Origin of the sequence: Robbsia sp. KACC 23696, assembly GCF_039852015.1 — a bacterium.
Classification (GTDB): Bacteria; Pseudomonadota; Gammaproteobacteria; order Burkholderiales; family Burkholderiaceae; genus Robbsia.
Map to the genome: position 1 here is coordinate 2,671,493 of NZ_CP156626.1, position 19,425 is coordinate 2,690,917.

The 19,425-nt window shown below is 59.8% G+C and carries 13 protein-coding genes; 2 read left to right on the forward strand and 11 right to left on the reverse strand.

The genetic code is table 11. The features are described 5' to 3' along the window. Positions 1 to 11: 11 nt before the first annotated feature. The 5 genes from ABEG21_RS11155 to ABEG21_RS11175 form a co-directional block, all read right to left on the reverse strand. The gene (locus ABEG21_RS11155; RefSeq protein ID WP_347554677.1) at positions 12 to 3,146 is read right to left on the reverse strand and encodes an EAL domain-containing protein; all 3,135 of its coding nucleotides are present in this window, start codon (positions 3,144 to 3,146) and stop codon (positions 12 to 14) included. 242 nt (positions 3,147 to 3,388) lie between these two features. Continuing rightward, positions 3,389 to 3,847 carry a hypothetical protein gene (locus tag ABEG21_RS11160; protein WP_347556741.1) on the reverse strand — a complete coding sequence of 153 codons (459 nt, stop codon included), beginning with the start codon at positions 3,845 to 3,847 and terminating at the stop codon, positions 3,389 to 3,391. 159 nt (positions 3,848 to 4,006) lie between these two features. Further along, complete coding sequence (thrH, locus tag ABEG21_RS11165) at positions 4,007 to 4,690, reverse strand: bifunctional phosphoserine phosphatase/homoserine phosphotransferase ThrH (RefSeq protein ID WP_347554678.1); 684 nt, start codon at positions 4,688 to 4,690, stop codon at positions 4,007 to 4,009. 13 nt (positions 4,691 to 4,703) lie between these two features. Further along, positions 4,704 to 5,321 carry a LysE family transporter gene (locus ABEG21_RS11170; RefSeq protein ID WP_347554679.1) on the reverse strand — a complete coding sequence of 206 codons (618 nt, stop codon included), beginning with the start codon at positions 5,319 to 5,321 and terminating at the stop codon, positions 4,704 to 4,706. Between the two features lie 107 nt (positions 5,322 to 5,428). Then, positions 5,429 to 6,214, reverse strand: coding sequence for a 2OG-Fe dioxygenase family protein (locus ABEG21_RS11175; protein ID WP_347554680.1), 786 nt, complete (start codon positions 6,212 to 6,214; stop codon positions 5,429 to 5,431). A 169-nt stretch (positions 6,215 to 6,383) separates the two neighbouring features. Between ABEG21_RS11175 and ABEG21_RS11180 the strand changes: the two genes are divergently transcribed. Then, complete coding sequence (locus ABEG21_RS11180) at positions 6,384 to 7,265, forward strand: LysR substrate-binding domain-containing protein (protein ID WP_347554681.1); 882 nt, start codon at positions 6,384 to 6,386, stop codon at positions 7,263 to 7,265. Here the strand turns inward: ABEG21_RS11180 and ABEG21_RS11185 are convergent. After that, complete coding sequence (locus ABEG21_RS11185; protein WP_347554682.1) at positions 7,216 to 7,956, reverse strand: cupin domain-containing protein; 741 nt, start codon at positions 7,954 to 7,956, stop codon at positions 7,216 to 7,218. The genes ABEG21_RS11180 and ABEG21_RS11185 overlap by 50 nt on opposite strands. Before the next feature lie 302 nt (positions 7,957 to 8,258). Here ABEG21_RS11185 and ABEG21_RS11190 point away from each other — a divergent pair, with 302 nt between their 5' ends. Continuing rightward, a complete protein-coding gene (locus ABEG21_RS11190; RefSeq protein WP_347554683.1) occupies positions 8,259 to 9,791 on the forward strand; it encodes an MFS transporter in 1,533 nt (510 codons plus the stop codon). Positions 9,792 to 9,836: 45 nt separating this feature from the next. On the opposite strand, the gene ABEG21_RS11195 is transcribed toward ABEG21_RS11190, so the two are convergent. The 5 genes from ABEG21_RS11195 to ABEG21_RS11215 all read right to left on the reverse strand — a co-directional run bounded on the left by ABEG21_RS11195 (position 9,837) and on the right by ABEG21_RS11215 (position 19,418). Beyond that, positions 9,837 to 10,040, reverse strand: coding sequence for a hypothetical protein (locus tag ABEG21_RS11195; protein ID WP_347554684.1), 204 nt, complete (start codon positions 10,038 to 10,040; stop codon positions 9,837 to 9,839). A gap of 416 nt (positions 10,041 to 10,456) precedes the next feature. Further along, positions 10,457 to 11,008 carry an Imm21 family immunity protein gene (locus ABEG21_RS11200; protein WP_347554685.1) on the reverse strand — a complete coding sequence of 184 codons (552 nt, stop codon included), beginning with the start codon at positions 11,006 to 11,008 and terminating at the stop codon, positions 10,457 to 10,459. Positions 11,009 to 11,212: 204 nt separating this feature from the next. Then, entirely contained in the window at positions 11,213 to 11,644 is a 432-nt protein-coding gene (locus ABEG21_RS11205) for a DUF4265 domain-containing protein (RefSeq protein ID WP_347554686.1), read from the reverse strand. Between the two features lie 9 nt (positions 11,645 to 11,653). After that, positions 11,654 to 16,270, reverse strand: a complete 4,617-nt coding sequence (locus ABEG21_RS11210; RefSeq protein ID WP_347554687.1) for an RHS repeat-associated core domain-containing protein — start codon at positions 16,268 to 16,270, stop codon at positions 11,654 to 11,656. 4 nt (positions 16,271 to 16,274) lie between these two features. Continuing rightward, a complete protein-coding gene (locus ABEG21_RS11215; RefSeq protein ID WP_347554688.1) occupies positions 16,275 to 19,418 on the reverse strand; it encodes a type VI secretion system Vgr family protein in 3,144 nt (1,047 codons plus the stop codon). Positions 19,419 to 19,425 lie beyond the last annotated feature (7 nt).

The window sequence follows — 19,425 nt, forward strand, 5'->3', positions numbered from 1 at the left end:
GCCTTCGGTCGTCAGGCCTTATCGGAGGCGATGTTCGGCTGAGCGGCCGTCGCCGACGTCTGCGCCAAGCCAGCACGTATTTCGGTACCGGACTTGCGCCCGGAGCGAACCGCTTCCGGCAGGGTGTCGAACCACCGCAGCACATCGACGAGCGGCATCGGTCGGCACACCAGAAAGCCCTGCAGTTCCGTGCAGTGCTCGGCCAGCAGCGTTTCACGTTGCGCCTGCGTTTCGACACCTTCGGCGATCGTGGCCATGCCGAGGCTACGGCAAAGGCTCATTACCGATCGCACGATTGCCATCGACTTCGGATTGCGTCCCAGTTCCTTGATGAAACTGCGATCGACCTTGATCCGCGTAAACGGAAAGCTCTGTAACAAGCTCAAGGACGAATAGCCGGTGCCAAAATCATCCATCGCCACGCCGATCCCCATCGCCCGCACTTCCTTCAGGATCTGCCTGGGTGTCTCGGCGTTTTCCAGCAGGGCCGTCTCGGTGATCTCCAGCTCGAGACGCCGCGCCGGGAAACCTGACTCGTCGAGCGCAATGGCCAGTGCGCCGATGAATTCGTGATAGAGCAATTGCGATGGCGACACGTTCAAGCTCAAGCGCACATCGTCGGGCCAGCTCATCGCATCGATACAGGCGCGCTTCATGACCCAGGCGCCCAATTCATGCATCATCCCGCGCTCTTCCGCCACAGGAATAAACTGCGCCGGCGCCATCACGCCGCGGCGACGATGGCGCCACCGCAGCAACGCTTCGCAGGCCGTGACGCGGCCGGTCGCGGCATCGATGATCGGCTGATAGTGCAAGGTCAGCTCGTCGCTGCGCAAGGCACGACGCAGGTCTTCCTCGATCTCGTTACGCGTACGCAGCGGATCGCTCATGCCGGGTTCGTACAGGCAGAAACGATTCCGTCCTTCGCGCTTGGCCTTGTACAAAGCCAGATCCGCCTGTTGCAGCAGGTGATCAGCGTCGGTCGCGTTGTCCGCGTGCAGTACCACACCGACGCTGACGCCGATGCTGATTTCATTGCTGGCGATCTCGAACGGATGATCGAGCTGATCGATGCATCGCTGCGCCAAGGCCCGCGCCTGCGCCGCCGTTCGACAGGACGTGGTCACGATCGTGAACTCGTCGCCGCCGAGCCGAGCGAGTTGCTCGCCCTCACCCAGAATATGCAATAGCCGCTGACTGACCGCCTTCAACAACAGGTCGCCGATATGATGGCCGAGAGAATCGTTCACCGGCTTGAATCGATCCAGATCGAGATAGAGCAGCGCGAAACCGCTACGCTCGATGCCGGTCGCGTTCAACAGCTGGCGGATCCGATTCTGGAAACTGGTCCGATTCGGCAGATTCGTCAACGTATCGTGATGCGCCAGATGCTGGATGCGCTGCTCCGTCATCCGCTGTTCGGTCACATCCTCGACCGTCGACACCCAGCCGCCATGCGCCAGCATCCGCGTGCTGACCGAGATCGTGCGTTGGCGGAACGACACCTCCAACTCCATCGTCTCGCGCACCCAGCTTTCGCGATCGGCTAGGGAGACCGTCAGGCGCCGCAGATGCTCCGCGACTGCCGGCTGCTCATACAGCGGCACGACTTCTGAGATACGCGCGACCACTTGCTCCAAGGACATCCCTGGTGTCAGAGCATCCGGCGGCAACTCGAAGACATCGGAAAAACGGCGATTCGACAGCACCAATTCGCCGCTCTGATTGAACAGGCACAAGCCCTGACGCATATTCGTCAAGGCGAGGTTCAGGTTCTGAGAGGTGGCCGCCAGCACATTGGCGTGCTTGCGCTGTTCCGAACAGTCACGGGTGATCTTCGCGAAGCCGAAAAGTGCACCGTTATCGTCGTAGACCGGCTGGATCACGACATGCGCCCAGAATTGCGTGCCGTCCTTGCGTACGCGCCAGCCTTCGGCATCGAACTTGCCGACCCGTTTCGCCGTCTCGATCCCGAGGGCGGGAATGCCCTTCGCCTGATCTTCCGGCGTGTAGAAGGTCGAGAAATGCTTGCCGACGATTTCGCCGGCCTTATAGCCCTTTGCCCGCTCGGCACCCGCGTTCCAATTGGAGACGATGCCGTGCGGATCGAGCATATAGATCGCGTAATCGGTCACGCCTTCGACCAAGGCGCGGAAGCGCTGCTCCTGTTCCTTCGTCCGCGCGAGCAAACGCCGCGCCTCGGTACAATCGCGAGTGACTTTGCCGAAGCCGAGCAGCTCGCCCTCATCGTCGTAAATCGGATCGATGACGACATGTGCCCAGAATTGCGAGCCGTCCTTGCGGACCCGCCAGCCTTCTACCTGAAACTTGCCGTGCTGGCGCGCCTCATGCAGGCTGACCATCGGCAATCCGGCAAGCCGGTCTTCCTGCGTATGAAAACAGGAGAAATGCTTGCCGACGATCTCGGACGCGGTATAGCCCTTTGCCCGCTCCGCCCCCGCATTCCAGTTCGTGACGATCCCGTTCACGTCCAGCATATAGATGGCGTAATCGGTCACGCCCTGGACGAGATATTTGAACCGACGCTCGCTAGCCGCAACCTGCTCGCGCATCCGGCGCTGCGACGTGCAATCGCGCGTTACCTTGCCATAGCCGAACAGCTCCCCTTCCGGGCTGTACAGCGGGTCGATGACGACGTGCGCCCAGAACTGCGACCCGTCCTTGCGCGTACGCCACCCCTCGGCCTCGAACTTACCCTCTTCTCGGGCAATCCGGAGGTTGATCGCGGGCAGGTCCTTCGCACGGTCCTCCGCCGAATAAAAGCAGCCATAGTGACGTCCGACGATTTCCTCGGCCGTATACCCTTTCGCGCGTTGCGCGCCGGCATTCCACGTGCGGACCAGACCCTCGGTATCCAGCATGTAGATTGCATAGTCCGTGATGCTCTGTACCAATCGCTGATAGATACCGCTATCTGGCGCAGTGTCGACAGTCGTCGCGTCGCCTGACTTTGGCGGCGGCGACGGCCCCCCGTCGTGAACCGGCGCGCCGCCCGCATCCGCCATTTCAGGCGTGAAGGCCTGAGCTGTGGACGACGCGACGGTCGGCGTTTCCGACGGAAGCGGACGTGCATCGACGTCACCGCGCACGGCGGTACGTCCAAGCGACTCGTCCTGATCTTCCATGTCAACTATGCGTGGGAAACTCTGCGCTTTCGGCCCTTGCATACGACGCGCCGGCGGAGTTTAGGCGAATCGTCATACGTTCGTTTACGGCCGCCTTCCCACACATCTTTAATACTTTCTGCGCCCAGCACACAACTCCAACCAACAACCGCCAACACGCTTTGATTTTGTTACAAATTCCTTCAAATGCCGATGTACGCCCCGACGCATCTCAAAAATCGCGGCGCAATGCCGGTGTCGGCTCAGCCTTTGCGCATCGAGGCCATACGGGGTTGGGACAGCATCGCGTCGGCGCGTTCCGCGGCATGCGGGCGATCGCCGCTGATCGGTTCGTTCATCGCATCGTCCAGGCTCTGCTCACGCACCCAGCGATCGTAGGTTGCCGCGTTGGCGTAGGTCTGCCGCAATGCCATCGCGCGATCCGGACGGCTGCGACGTTCCGTTTCGGCTTGCTCCGGCTTCCACCCTTCCAGCGAGAACTGCCCCGCTTCCAGACCCAAGCGCATGATGACTTCGAGCGCCTTGATCGGATTGCGGAACGCGCGAGGGCGCCGGCGATTCGATGTCACCAGTACCGCCGCTCCCGCATTTCGCGTCTCCAGTTCGACAAAAAACGCCGCACCGTCCGCGCGCAGCATCGCGGATTCGATACCACCGGAGAGGACGGCAACCTTGGCCTGGGACAGATCCAACATCTTCATCGCATGGCTCATCGCATACCCCCTTCTGATTTAAAAATGAAACGATTCGGATCAACGGAAAGCCGCTGCCGTACTGCGTGCTGCTAAATGCCGATACTGCGTGCTACGAGTAAAGCGTTCACCGCCACGCGCCCGAGAGATATTCGGCGCGGCGCCGCGTCAATTGACGCGCAAGCCCGGTGCGGTCCACGTCGTCACGGCGTTACGCGACGGATGATGCGGCCCACAATGACGCATCAGATCGTCACCGAACATCGCCTCGGTGATGTCATCGAGGCGTTCGACCGTGCGCAAATGCGGCGCGGCGGCGCGCGTCGGAATCGACGGCCGCAGTAGAAAACCGTGCGTCGCGAGAGAAAGCATGGCGAGATCATTGAACGCATCGCCGACGGCCAGCACGGTGGCACCATCGTTCAAGTAGCGCCGGACCACGTCCTCCTTGCCACGCCGCGGCGCGAAAGCGCAGGCCGTGACAAAACCGCCGTGATCCACTTCGAGTCGATGACATTGCGCCGGCGGACCGCCCAACTGCGCCAGGATCGGCGCGGCCAGTTCCAGAAAACAATCGGACACGATCTGGATCTCGTAATCCTGCGCCCGCAGCGTATCGAGGAACGCTTCCGCGCCGTCGAGCGGCGACAAGGCCGAGAAGATCGCCTGCACATCCTTTAGCCGCAGATCGCTTTCGCGCAATGCATCGATGCGCTTGCGCATCAACCAGTCGTAGTCCGGTACTTCCCGCGTCGTGGCCAGGAAGGCGTCGTTGCCGGTCTGCTGTCCGAGGTAGGGCCACAATTCGGGCATCAACACGCCTTCCAGATCGATACAAGCAATCTTGTTCATCCGCGTTTCTCCGTCAGTGTGCGACGCCGGACAGCGCCAAAGTCACTCCCAGGCCCATCAGCGCCGTTCCGATCACCCGGTCCACCGCACGTTGCTTGTCGAGCATCGTGCGACGCAGTACCTCGGACGAGAAGAAAATGGCGACCAGGCTGAACCAGGCCCAGTGGGCAACCGACATAAAAAGGCCATACCCGAAGTCCACGATCAAGGGACTGCCCGGCTTCACCACCTGGGTGTAGGAGCTAACGACGAACAGCATCGTCTTCGGATTCAGTGCGTTGGTCAGGAAGCCGGTACGGAAGGCGGTGAACATCGAGATGCCGCCGCCCTGATCCAGATCCAATGACAACTTCTTGGTGTTCGTCAGCGACTTGTATCCGATGTAGATCAAATACCCGGCACCGATCAACTTCATGACGGTGAACAACGTAGGCGAATGCGCGATGACGATGGCCACGCCGAACACGGTGTACATCACATGCACTTGCACGCCGATCGCGATACCCAATGCGGACACCAAGCCCGCCCGACGGCCAAACGCATAGCTGTTGCGCGTCACCATCGCGAAGTCGGGTCCAGGGCTGATCACCGCCAATACCGTAATCAGCGCAACTGCGAGCAGTTCATTCATCCTTCTCTCCGCATTTGTTCGATCTTTCTTTCATGGCCTGCCACCTCCGCCCGGTGCCGCACGCAGATAACGCTGGCGCGCCGGACGGCGACTCCGACAAGCCGGTGCTATTTCTTACAGAACGTCACCACCAGCATGTCGCGATATGCCGGGAGATCGGCTTCGATCCGCTCGATCGGCGTCACGCCATGCAGCACCCGTTCATCGTTGACGATGGCGACGTCGAACGGCGAGGCCATCGTGTAGGCGGCCAGACGCTCGCCATGTCGATCCGAGATTTTCGACTCGCCATTGCAAACGTTTTGGCGATCCATCAGCATCATAAAGACGAAATTCACGCCATCGCGATGCATGCCTTCCGGCGTCGGTAAGCCCTCGCCGCCCGTCGCATTGATACGGAACTGATGCACTTCGATATGCCAGGCGTAGTAAGGCGCGAGTCGACCGAAGATTTCGCAGCAGAACGTCAAAATCGCCGTCATTGCCTCGCTGTGGGCAACGGTTGCCTCGATCGGCTCGAAGTGACGCGGCACGCCACCGTTCAGATGGTTGTAGTTGAGGCTCTGGTAATGCGGCTGCGGCGCTTCCGGATAGGCACGGCGGCCGGAGGGCAGCGCGCTGTAGACGCCATGGCGTCGGTAGCGATAGCGACCGCCATCGCCCATGAAGGTGTCCAGCGACAGACGGTTCCAACTTTCCGCAAATTGCTGCCATTCTTCCGCGGCCACGTCGGCCACGGTACCCAACAGACGCCGGCTCTTCCCCGCCGGCAAAAAGCAGAAATCCTTCTGTGCGATAAATTCGCACAAACTGGCAGCCTCACGATTTAGCGAGACTTGCGCATGATGCTCTGGTGTCGAACGCGGCCGGTGTTCAAACAGTTGCTCCATCATCACGCCCCCTGGATATGTAGGTATCGTCAACCGGAACGTTTAATGGAACGTCGCGGCGCAAACAGATTATTGAGTCCTTTGACGATTCACAAAAGCGATTTAAATTGCCCTTGATCTGCTACTATTTCTCACCGATCCATCAAACAAACGGTTGATTAAGGACCACGCCATGCGGCTTCCACCGTTAGGAGCATTCAAAGTCTTTGACGTAGCGGCACAGACGGAGAGTTTCGTCAAAGCCGCGGAAAGCCTGCACGTGACCCACGGCGCCGTCAGTCGCCAAGTGCGTCAGTTGGAAGCCGCGTTGGGGGTGGCCTTGTTCGAGCGACGTAATCGCGCCGTGTTCCTGACCGCCGCGGGGCGGGCGTTACAGTCCACTACGTCGTCGATCTTCGACCAGTTGGAGGGGACGGTGCATCGGCTGCGCCAGCAGGCGCACGAGAACACGCTGGTGCTGTCGTGCGAGCCGACGATCGCGATGAAATGGCTGATTCCGCGGCTGCCGTCGTTTCAACATGCCCATCCGGATATCCAGCTGCATCTGTCCGCGGCCGGCGGTCCGATCGATTTCCAGAAAACAGGTGTCGATCTCGCATTGCGACGCAACGACTTCACCTGGGACACGAGCGTGCAGGCGCTGACGATCTGCGACGAATGGGTCGGCCCCGTCTCCAGCCGCGAGGCCTTCGATCAGCCCGAGGATCGGCAACTGTTGCTGCACACCAAGTCACGGCCGAACGCATGGAAGAATTGGTCGGTCGCCAGCGGCTTGACGCTGGGCAGCAGCGCGCGCATCGACTACGAGCACTTCTACCTCTGCATCCAGGCGGCGGTGGCCGGCCTCGGCATCGCCATGTCGTCGTATTTCATGGTTCAGGACGAACTGGCCAGCAAGCATCTGATCGCGCCCCATGGCTTCGTGCGCGACGGCTCCGCCTATTGCCTGCTGTCGACCTATTCGCTCGATGACGACCCGAAATGCCGGCGCTTCGCCGACTGGGTCACGCGTGAGATGGCACGTTGTGCGGCGATGATTCCGGGCGTCGCGTGAAGCGCTCGATCAAGGCCGTGTGAGCCGGGTAAGCGGCATGCAACGCGCGGAGTTGCGCCGGGTCGGCTATCTCGAAATCGGAGAAAGTGAAACCGGGCGCGACGGTGCAACCGACCAGCGCGAATGGCGCGGCGGTTTTGGCGGGCGGAAGACCCGCGGCGAACCAATCCCCCGCTTTGACGACGGCCTGAAATACCGGCACCGGTGCGTCGTCCGATGCGTGCGTATCGGCATCCGCGCGTGTCTCGCGCGGGAGGATGCCGCCTTGTTGCAGCGGATTGCCTAAGCGATGCCTGACGTACGCGCTGCCATCGGCCCGCAGCACATGCACGTCGAGTGCGTCGCCCGCGTAGAAGTGCCAGATTTCGTCGGAACGAATACGATGCCAGGCGGAAAACGCATCGCCGCACAAGAGGTAATAGATCGCCGTGGAGGCGCTGCGAAAGGCGCTGTCGTCGACCGATGGCGTTGCGTCGGCCTGCTCCGAGAGCGCTGACTCTCGCACTACGCGGACCTCGTCGCGGTAAGTCTCTCGGTAATACCCCCCTTCCGGATGCGGCTGGAGCGCGAGCGCGTCGATCAATGACTGAAGCGACCATGACGGATCGGCTCCCTGCGCGCGCGGTGCGCCATCGCGGCTTTGCGCGTCATGCTTTCCTTCAGCGTGGCTCGGCAGCTTTGCGTCGCTCATCGTTTCTCCTGTTTCAAGGCGGCCGTCGTGCCGACAGCCTGTTTGCCGCTTTCCTGAACGCCATCTTACGGTGCGCAGCCGATTTTTTCCGATGGTGGAGCAGTATTCCCAAGCGGAGAGAAGCGGCTTATCCGCACTCGAAGTGCGCCTTTTCATCAGCGCCGGCGCGCGTTTTCCCTAATGGGCATATGATGCGCCTGCATCGCGCGCGAAGCGTCGATCGCCCCCTACCGAATTCCAATAAAAACAAGGGACCTGCCGTCATTCCAGACGGCGGTCACTTTTCCCGCATTGCGCCTCACATGCAAAACGACACTCCGCGACTCGGACGCTCCGGTCTTTACATCCTGTTGGCCGGCCAGTTGTTGCCGCTGATCGACTTCTCGATCATCAACGTCGCGCTGGACCCGATCGCCAAAGCGCTAGGCGCCAACCAAGCCCAGCTCGAGCTGGTCGTCGCCGTATATGGTGTCGCGTTTGCGGTCTGTCTGGCGATGGGCAGCCGGCTGGGCGATCGCTTGGGTCGACGGCGCGTCTTTGGCTGGGGCGTCGCCCTCTTCGGCATCGCCTCGCTGCTATGCGGCCTCTCTAGCAGCGTTCCGCTGATGCTTGCCGCACGGATGTTGCAAGGGGTAGGCGCCGCCTTGATCGTGCCGCAGATTCTTGCGATGATCCACGTCACGCTAAAGGGACGTGAACACTCGCGTGCCCTGGCGCTTTATGGCGGGGTAGGCGGCCTGGCGTTCGTGATCGGTCAGGTGCTGGGCGGCTTACTGGTGACGCTGAATATCGGCGGCCTGGGATGGCGGAATGTGTTTTTCATCAATCTGCCGATTTGCGTGATCGTGTTGTGGAATATGCGCAAAGCCTTGCCGGAGACATTGGCGCCCCGCGCTTCACGAATCGACTGGCCGGGAACGATCCTGCTGTCGCTGGTCATTCTGTGTCTGCTAGTGCCGCTGTCGGTGGGTCCGGTGCATCACTGGCCTTGGGAGAGCATCGTGCCGCTGCTGTTCGTGCCGGTGTTCGGCTGGGCCTTGTGGCGCGTCGAACAGCGTCAGGAGCGCCGAGCCTTGCAGGACGAAGCCAGTCGCGCGCCGTTGGAACCCGCCGCGGTATTGCTTAACCATGTCGGCGCGAAGCTTTCGCCCTTCCCCATGCCGCTGCTTCCGCCTTCGTTGTTGCGCGTCGGTAGCGTTCGGTTTGCCTTGCTGCTCGGCATCTTGTTTTTCTGCTGCTGGTCCGGCTTCATGTTCGCGATGGCGCTGTTTTTGCAGGTGGGCGTCGGCATGAGTGCCTTGCAATCGGGTAATTCGTTTATCGCACTGGGCACCGCCTATTTCGCTTCCGCGATGCTGACAGCGCGGATGGTGGAGCGCTTCGGCAAGCTCCCTACCCTGCTGTGTGCGTGCGCGCTGCAGATCGTCGGCCTGGTCGCACTGATCTTCACGTTGGTACATACCTGGCCGCATCTGACGCTGTGGGCCATGGTGCCGGCATCGATTCTGATCGGTTTCGCGCAAGCGTTTATCGTCAGCAACTTCTTCCGCATCGGATTGTCGGAGATTCCAATGCATCTGGCCGGCGGCGGCAGTGCGATGTTGAGCACGCTCCAGCAGGCTGCCTTTGCGCTGGGTGCAACGCTGTTGGGCGGTGTGTTCGCGCAAGCACTGCACTCGAGCAACGGGCAATATCTGCATGCCATCGTGGCGACGCTGATTGCCGAGACGATTCTGGTTGCGATTCTGCTGGCGTGTACGGTGCGTTATCTTCGCCAGGCGCCGACGACGACCGGGGCCGCATCGAGCGGGCCTGTCGTCACGCCGATGGAATGACAGCGCATGCATTGCCCCGCGCGCGATAGATTGCTATCGCGCGCATCATTTTCTGGACTTCTGTCCACGTGCCGTGGCATCCATCGGCTTCGCGCGCACACGAACGACTTTCTCCAGAAACGCCTGCGTTACCGGATTGTCCCCGCCCTCTCGCCATGCCGCGTACATCTCGGCGCTGGCGACTGCGTTCGCCAGGTTGAACGCCAGCCCAGGAGATGCGAGCAGCGCATACGTATCGTCACCGATCACCCATGCAGGCAGCTACTCATTGAGCCACCACGTTTCGATAATCGCCTTTGCATCTTCGAGCAAGTCGAACCCATGAACTTTCGAGCATTCGTCCCCGGGCGGAACGGGCTCTGACCGCCGGATTAGACGTGATGACGAAGCACATCGCGACGTCAGCTATCACCTGATGCAGCGGTACAACTGGATACGACCACATCAGTTCAGTGACAGTGTTGCGCCAGCGATCGCAGAGGAGAAACTGAACCCCGTGTCCGGCGTGACTTGGTTACTACATACCGATGCTGCCCGCGGGCGAGGTCTTTATAGCTAGGCTGCCGTGCGCATTTGTACGCGTAATGTGTACCGGCCTAACCCTTCAGCAGACTCCCTAACACCTTTGACATCTCGGCATCAAAGGTATTGCGCCGCCGTTTTTACTACATTGCTCTAACGGCGTGAATGAGGAGTGAGAGCCTTGGTGTCGGTTCATGTATGAATGTTGATACAGCATTCATACCGACCGATGCCGAAAATTTCAAATTTGCCGCTGGATTAAAAGTGTCGGCGGAATCAAAAATTACCAGCGATTCACTCGGCCAATTAATCGCTAACGTTTCGATCGGCGATGCAGCACTGAGATCAAGTTGCTCGATAGCAGATCGAACGTCAGCGTCACTGTCAGCCCATTTCCACCGCACAAGCAACTGAACACCGCTGCCGATGGCAACCATTGTCTGAAGCGGCTCATCACCGAGAATGAGGACGTTCGCTCCATGCGACAATATCTGGGAGGCATAATCGTCGGATTGGCATGCAACTTCGTAATCCGCGGTCGTGCCGTTTACGCCCGTCCATAAATGCGCCTTTCTTTCCTCCATCATTACTAACGGCCCACCTGAGCTGTTCAGCCAGTTCGAAAATGAATAACTACACCCAGCCCGTTTACCCTCCGTTTCGCTTGTGGAACGGCCCCTTGGATCTCCAGACATGGTCTATGCCTTAATCTAATGGCTTGCCATGCCGTTGCGTTTAGGAAAAACGACAGGCGTGAAACGATGGAGATGCTGACACGGCCGGAGTTCTGGCCTCAACGTTGTCAGGTACCCGCAAGAATAGCAGCGCTTGCTTGGCAAGAAGATCTTGAACGTCAACATCGCGACGGCGCTCCGATCTATCATCATTTTCTACGTTGCTCACTGACGAATCATGCCAAACTCGTAATCAAGCCAACCGTCGTCGCTCGCTTTGTCTAAAAAAACCAGAACGTTATCTAGATTTGTTTCGCACGGTACATTCACCGACAAGAATTTTTTACTTAGCCCCTCCCAGGCGCAACCCATTTGCACCAACGTATCTTGTATCAACTTGATCTGTGAAATCGCTTCGTCAAATATGATTAATCTCACGGTGCTGTTCATACTTGGCTGGGCAATGCGATCAAAAACAAGCTCGCCATCGACCCCGACTACTGTATGTACCTCATCGTCAAAACTAGCCTGCTTCGTGTAAAAAGGTATGTTTTTAACTTTAAAAAATCCGGAGGGCAATTTTTCTGACCATAGGCTTTCCACCGAAACTGGAGGGTAATCATCTACGACGTCCAACGTAAAAAAGACTTTTTGCATCGTTCTCCCTCACCATGTATTGCTTTTGTCTAGGTTACAGACTCTGCAGAGGACCTGTCCATTCTCTGGCGTTCCAGATCCTCCTTTAGATTTTGGCTGTATGTGATCAACATGCGCTTCGTTGTTTGGGGGGGTAACGCCGCTCTGATGCTGGGCCCCATTCAAAACCTTTTCACCGCACTGCGTGCAAGTCATCAAGCCGCCGTTGCTTTCTGCGTTTTCGCGCTTGACTATCGCCTTCCCCGCTTTAGTAAAATCTTTTCCCGGACGACTTCCCGGGAGACTCAATCTCGCCAACCCTAGCGGGTCAATCCACTCGACGTGGTTTGGTGCATACAAATAGGCGTTGACACCCCCGAAAAGACCGATGGGGTCTTTCGTGATGAAACGCCCGTGGTTCGGATCGTAATACCGGTACCGATTGTAATGCGCCCCCGTCTCGGCATCGAAATACTGCCCCTGGAACCGCAGCGGATTCGTGATCCCAGCCGCCTTCGCTGCATCACTGATCACCTCTCGCGCTTCCCCCCAAGCCTTATACGACATCTCGACAGCGATATCGCCTCTTGCATCGCTCAGGTAGTGCGGCGTCCCGATCTGATCGCACTGGTAGTAATACATCACCATATCGCCATCTGCCGAAGGCGGCTGCATCAGCGGATCGCTCTCCGGAACGTAGCGATCTCCCGGTTGCCACGTAGGCGTCTCGATACCGCTGACGGCTGCAGCTCGATATTGCGCCAGAGGCACAAAGGTCTCAGCTTCGTATAAGTAATGCGTACTACCCGCACCCATCGTCTCGAACGCTAGCCGATCCCCATCCCATCCAAAAACTGTCTGTTCGCCATCAACATCTTTCGCGATCCGCCGACTAAACGCGTCATAGAAATACCTCGCCTGATGCCGCCTTCCCGTCTCTGCCACATCGGCACGCACCAACCGATCAAACCCATCCCACTCATACCGCTGTTGCCCGCGCGGCGATGTCTTCATCGCAAGGTTGCCGTGCGCATCGTACTCGTAGTGCGTACCCGCGTAACCCTTTAGCAAATTCCCAAGCACCTTCGGCACTTCAGCGCCAAAGCTATTCTCCTCGCGCCCACGCCCTCGCTCACCTGATAGATCTTTACGCGCATACGCATCGGCAAGGCTGTTCCCGCTATTGTTTGACGCGCTATTCGGCAAGTCGACGATATTGCTCGCCGGATCGAATGCAAACCGCTCTCTGCCCAATGGACCATTCGCTTCAAGCAAGCGTCCAACCGGATCATAGCGATAAGCGATCTCTCCGCGCCGGCTATCCTGAATGTGCGTGAGCTGCCCGGCACGGTCATAGCGATACTCACGCACCGCAAACGCCGACGGCATCCCGCCTCTTGTCAGCGTCTGCTTGTGCAAACGCCCGGCTTCGTCATAGCGCGTGTTCTGCGTAATCCGATTCGCTAGCGTTCGCGACGTCTCGCGATGCAAATCATCCCGCTCGATCTGCACGTGCTCCGCACCATCGATCAGCATGCCGTGCACGTGACCCGAACCGTACCGCAGCCAATCCACCCGATGCCCATCCGGCCGTACGCTGGCAATGCGATTGTCTAGCGCGTCATACTCATGACGCCATACATAGCTGCGCTTGTCGCCGAACACGCTATAAGCATGGTGCTCGCGAATCAGATTACCAACCGCATCATAGAAATGCGACGTCTTACTGAATTCGTTGCTCGCGTAAGCAAGTCGTCCGGCTTGGTCATAGGCAAATTTCGCATCGCCTCGCTGGGTCACTCTGCCAGCGGCATCGACGATTAGCCCCGTCGTGCGCCCGGCCTCTTCGATTTCTTTCAGCCTACCAGTACCTTCATCGTAGCGGTATTCCGTCGCAATGCTGTCAAACCCAACCTCTTCCAGCAAGCGGCCGACAGGGTCATACGCGAACCGATATTGCGCCCCATTAGGATCGACCAAGCTGCTCAACCGACCTTGTCGGTCATACGAATAGGAAAGCGTCTGCCCCAACGCGTCACGCCGCACACGAATGCGCCCAGCCGCGTCGTAGTCATAGCGCGTAATCCGAGCAAGACCATCCTCGTGCTCCAGCAACCGTGCCTCAGCGTCATATTGCACACGCTCCACGCCCGCCGGCGTCGCAACGGAGGCCAACTGCCCATTCGTGCCATACGCGTATTGCGTCAAGCCATCTGTCGCATCGCGCGTCTCTAGCAGACGGCCTGCATCATCGTATTTCCACTGCGTTGTCTTACTGGAGCAGTCGGTGTAGCGAATCAGGTTGCCGGATGCATCGTAAGCCAGCTTTTTGGTACCGCCCTTGGCATCGACGATCGTCGTCGGTCGTCCCGCACCGTCGTATTGATACTGCGTCTTGCGTTCCAGCGGATCTGTTTCGACAACGACATTCCCCACATCGTCATATTCACGCAACCAATGCCCGCCAACCGGATCGACCAACGCGACGACCTGATCCTTGTCGTCATAGCGCATTTCCGTCACGTCACCGGTGCGTCCGAACGTGCGCGTTCGGTTCCCGCGAGCATCATACTCATAACGCTCGCGACTACCATCCGCAAACACACGCTGCGTCAGCCAATGATGCTTATTCCAATGCAGCCATTCCTCTTTACCATCGGCTTGCTGCACACGATAAACATACCCGTCGATGTCGTACCAATAAAGCGTCCGCGCGCCACTCGCATCGCTGACCTCGGTCAAGCGCATATCGTCGTGCCAATGCAGCCGAATGTCGAGGCTACCGTCGTCGGCACACTCTCGCACGCATCGCGCACTGGCGTTGGTGCCATCCCACTCCAGCGTGATGCCCCGCCCTGTTCGATCCGTATAGCGCGTGACCAGGTGATGCTGATACGTATAGTCGCGACGGTTGCCATAGCGATCGAAGGCGACGACGAGGTCTCCCTTCGCGTCGTATTGGTAGCGCGCCAAAGGGTGAGTACCGACAGGTTCGCCGTTCCGGTCGAACTGCAGAATTTCAGCGATACGTCCTGACGCATCGTGTCGAAACCCGAGCACGCCTTCCGCATACCCTAGCCGGCTCAGACGATCCTTCGCGTCATAGTCGAGAACCACCTGCGTGCCATTACGCATCTGAATATAAGCAAGCCGATAGTGCGCGCCACGACGCTCATACGCTTCCGTCATCTCCGAACCACGCTTCACGACGAGCCAATCAGCGCTCTCGCGCGTCAGTGTCAACGATTCGGTCAGGTCCTCATGAGTCGCCTCCACCGCCAGCGCCGGATAAAACAGGGTTCTTCCGAGCGCATCGTGATACTGCAGCGCACCGGTCGAACGCTCGTCGATGCGTGTGCTGAACGGTGTCGTCCATCGCGCACCGAGATCGCCGTCATCGTACGATTCGAGACGGGAGTGATAAGTACGTTCCCAAACGATCGGAAGTGCCCCCGGAATAGTGAAGTCCTCGTGCGAGAATCGTTCGAAGCCCAAAGCGTAACTGATCGATCCGCCCGAGCCTGATACAGCACCTATCTCGCATATCGCAGGACAGCCCGCCCCTGCACCTTTCGCCTCCTTAGCGCCGCGCACATGCTCCAACGCGCCGTCAGGCCGATGTTCTTCGACCTTTGCCGTACCGCTCGGCAGAATGCCGACAACCGATCCCGCCTTGTGCTTGCGGCGACGCCACATTTGCACCGATTGCTGCAGGATCTGCATCAGCCACATCAATTCGCCAACGTCGTTGCCGTTCAGCGCCAAGATTTTCTGCTTGATCAATGGCCCCTTTTGCCGAAGCGAGGACGCCAAGCCCTTGAGCATGGCAACGACTTCCGCCGGCGGCGGGCCTGCCAAGGAAGCAGCCTTTTGCCCACCTTCCTTGACAAGTGCGGTCGCCCCTTCTGCGAGGTAGTGAAACAAGCCCGACGCGACCGCGCGCGGATTATGCGCATCGAATGCTTTCGATGCCTTGTCCAATGCAGCTTCCGATGCTTTTTGGTTCTGTCCCGCGGCTAGCAGGCTGCTATGCTCGGGATCGGCAGCATCCTCAAACACTTGCGCCAGCGCGTTGATGATCTCTTGTGCCTTGTCGGCGCATGCGCTCAGAAACCCCTGTAGCATCCCTTGCAACGCTTGTAGGAATGCCTCGATCTCGCCCTGAAAATGGGACTGAAGATGCGCTACTAGCATCTCGATCACCGCATCGCCGATTAACTGCACGCCTGCCTGTGCCGCATCCTTTCCCAGACGCAAGACGTTCTCGCGCGCGAGATGCAATAACGGCCGAGCCGCCATGCGCACCTCGCCCCCGCCGGCCACCGCAATCACGCCGATAAGATCGATGCCCAAATTCAACCAGTCGAACACGCCGGGCGATTCCTTCGACATCGCGATATCGCGTATATCAAGAATCACATCGGCTGCCGCGAGAATATTCGAGACGACGGGGATGACGTTGGCCGCAGTCTTGACGCGATCCAGCGTCAGATAACCGGCGCTTATTTCACGCAGCCATTCATCGATCCGATGCAGTGCGTCCCCTGCATCCGCGGCGGGAATTCTCGCAGCCAGAGCAACTGTCCCATAAATTGCCGGCGCCGGTGCTGCGGTGTTGGTGCCCGCGCTTGCCGCTGCAGTTGCCATCTTGTTACATTCCCTTTAATAGCGGCAGAGCCGAACGTGCAGCCGACGCAACGCGTGTCGCTTGCGGCGCGATATTGCCCGCGACGCCGAGCAACGCAGCGCTACCACGCTGTGTTGCTTCGTCCTTGATGGTCGCGCCAAGCGCGGAAGTGGTACCGGCTTGTGATGGCACCACCGAACTGGCTGAAGATGCGGCACTTGCATCGTTTCCATTCACGCCTTCCGAGGGCCACTTGAACGTCTCTTCGACAGCGATCGGTGTGGTCGTCGGGTTACGCGGATCGGTGCCTAACGTGACGCGCGCCGCGCCAGCCGGAATCCCGCTCACCACCGTGTGGCCGCTGGCATCCAATGCGCCACTGCGCAATGTGTTTCCATCGGCATCCGCTACCGTATATCTCCCTCCAGCAACGGGCGCCCCCTTCGCGACATAATCGTGGAAAATCTCCAACTGCCCGGGGGTATCCGGCCGGGGCGAAGGCAGCGGATAGCCCTGACTGGTCGGTCCCGAAAAAGGATGATCCGCGCCTTTGATATCAACCTGCCCAGGCGCGTGAATCTGAATATTCCCGCCCGAGATCCGAATATATGCGCCGCCACTCGTCAACAGCACATCCTTGTCCGCCGCCATCTCGATAAGATCGGTGACCGACAACACCTTCACGCCCTTCTGCGCCGTCATTTCGATCGCGTCGTCCTGCGCCTGAACTTGCACCGCGCCTTTGCCGGCAAACAACTTGATGCCGGCATTCTGCGCAAACAAACTCAAGGACTGACCAACACTCGCCAGCAACGATCGCCCCACGGCCAAATTCGTGCCCTGCCCCGATACCACCGTCGTCTGATCGTTCGCGGCGAGATGAATCGCATCCTGTGTAGAGAGGCCGATCCCCGATGGCGACGCGAGCAACATCACCGGTTTCGAAAACCCGTTCGCGTTCCCCGTGCCACCGCCCGCGGTATTCGTCCCACTGCTGCTATCCGCCGCGCTCCCCGCCACCGCGCCTTGCTGCGTATGTTCGGTCGCATCGGTGAAGTCCTTCAGCGCAGCCTGCCCCTCGGCGAGGGAAGCGGCACCGGCCGTGGTCGATGCCGTCGACAATGCATCCGCCGCGTCATACGACGCACGCAACTGCGCGCGCGCGGTGTCCACGGCCATCGGCTGCTGCGTTGCCGGATGCGTGCCGAGATACAAGCCCTGCACCGCGCGCACCGCTCCTTGGGCATCACTGGACAGATCGAAGCCCGTTCCGAGATAGGCACCGCGCGTATTGCCCGACTGTGCGATCAGATAGCCCAGATGCAGTTGCGTACCAGCGCTGGAGCTTGCCAACTGGACGCGGTTCTGTCCGCTGGCATCGTCCATCACCAACTGGTTATAGCCGCTGCCACCGTACTCCCGCGACTTATAGCCGGACAGGATGCCGTTCGAATGCCAGTCCGGCGTCGTGCTGCCGTTATAGACGCGACCCACCACCACTGGGCGATCGCAGTCGCCATCGAGCCAATCGACGATGACCTCTTCGCCCACGCGCGGCGGATGCACGCTGCCGTACGACGCCCCGCCATCCGACTGCACGACGCGAACCCAGCACGACGCGTTCTCGTCGCCACCATTGATGCGATCCCAATGCATCAGGATCTTGATCCGGTTCAAGCTATCGGTATAAACCGCTTCGTTTTGCGGGCCCGATACCGTCGCGGTCTGCAATGTCATCGGCGGCTTGGGATGCGCGAAGGGAGCGCGGTACGGCACCGTCCGACGCTGCGTCTCGATTTCCACCAGATAGAAGCCGGCACTATCACCCGCTGCATTGCTACTTGCCCGCGCGCTCTGCCCACTGCCCGACAGCAAGCCCGTCGCGCGCTGAATCACGCCGGTCACCGTGTTCGCATGATCCTGCGCGCTGTCCTGGTGGCGTTTTCGGATAGCCGCGAGTTCGGCTTTCAAACTACCGGGATAATCGGTCGCGTCCAGGGAAACGGGCAAATTGTTCTCGATGCTCCATTGCACCGCCAGCACCGCGAATTGCCGCTGCGCGGCACTGTCCAACGCCAGCGCGGGATGCGACGTCAGCTCGAACCACCGACCCACATCGACGCCGCGTACGCCGCCCACCCCGTGGAACCGCTTCGCGCGCGATTCCCACTCCTGCATTCGGATCTTGGACAGCGTATCGCCGCGCCCCTGCGCATTGAAGGTATAGGCGCCGGTGTACTCGTAGACTTCCGCCTGCTGCGGCAGATCGCCCTGAGTGGCCATTGTCTGCGTCGCGGTGGCCTTCGGTTGCACTGCCGTGGCAGGCGCCTTGTAGTCGTAGGTCCGCGTGCTCAGCGCTACGCTTTGCAAGGTGCGCGTGTCGCTCCATTGCGTCAGCGCATCGGTCTGCGCGCCGGTGCCAGCTCGCGAGAAAGCCACTTGCTGCGGTTGCATCGGCTGGAACGTGTCGAGCTGATCCGTGATGACGAACGTGTGATGCGTGCCGTCGGCAGCCTGCTCGAAATAGCCGTAGAGCCCTTCCTGCTCCATCAGGCGATGGACGAAATCCCAGTCGCTCTCGTATTGCACGCAGAACGACCTTTGGGCCAGCGCGCCCGACAAGACAAAGCGGAAAGCGCCTTGCGCCTGCGGATGCACCTGGAATACATCGGTAATGATCTGGTCGGCGGTCTTATCCTGCCAGATCCGTGCGTCCTTGCGGAATTTCAGGAAATGGAGCCAACTCGCGAATTCCAGTTGGTAGGTGGTCAGGCTGCCATCACCGCCGAGCCTCCGCGCCGTATGCACATACCCATGATGCGGCGCATACCCGCTGCGATCACCGCTGGCGCCGGCGCCCGCGACGCCGGCCCCCCCGGTGCCGCTGTCCTGCTGGATCCACAACGTCACCGGCTGGGCGATCAGCGCCTTCAACGGGATGTCGTCGCGCGCCGACACCGCATCGACAGTGAAGGAAAAATGGTCCGCCGCACTCGACCGTCCCAGCACACGATGCGGCACGCAGACGCCAGTGCCGGTCCGTTGGCCCTGCGCGTTCTTGTCAAGCGGCGTGTCCAATTGCAGCAGCCGCGCCTGCTGCAGCGGGCCGCCCAGCAGCGAAGTCAACGCCGACGCGCCCGCTCCGAGTGCCTCTGTGATGCTTTCCATGCCGAAA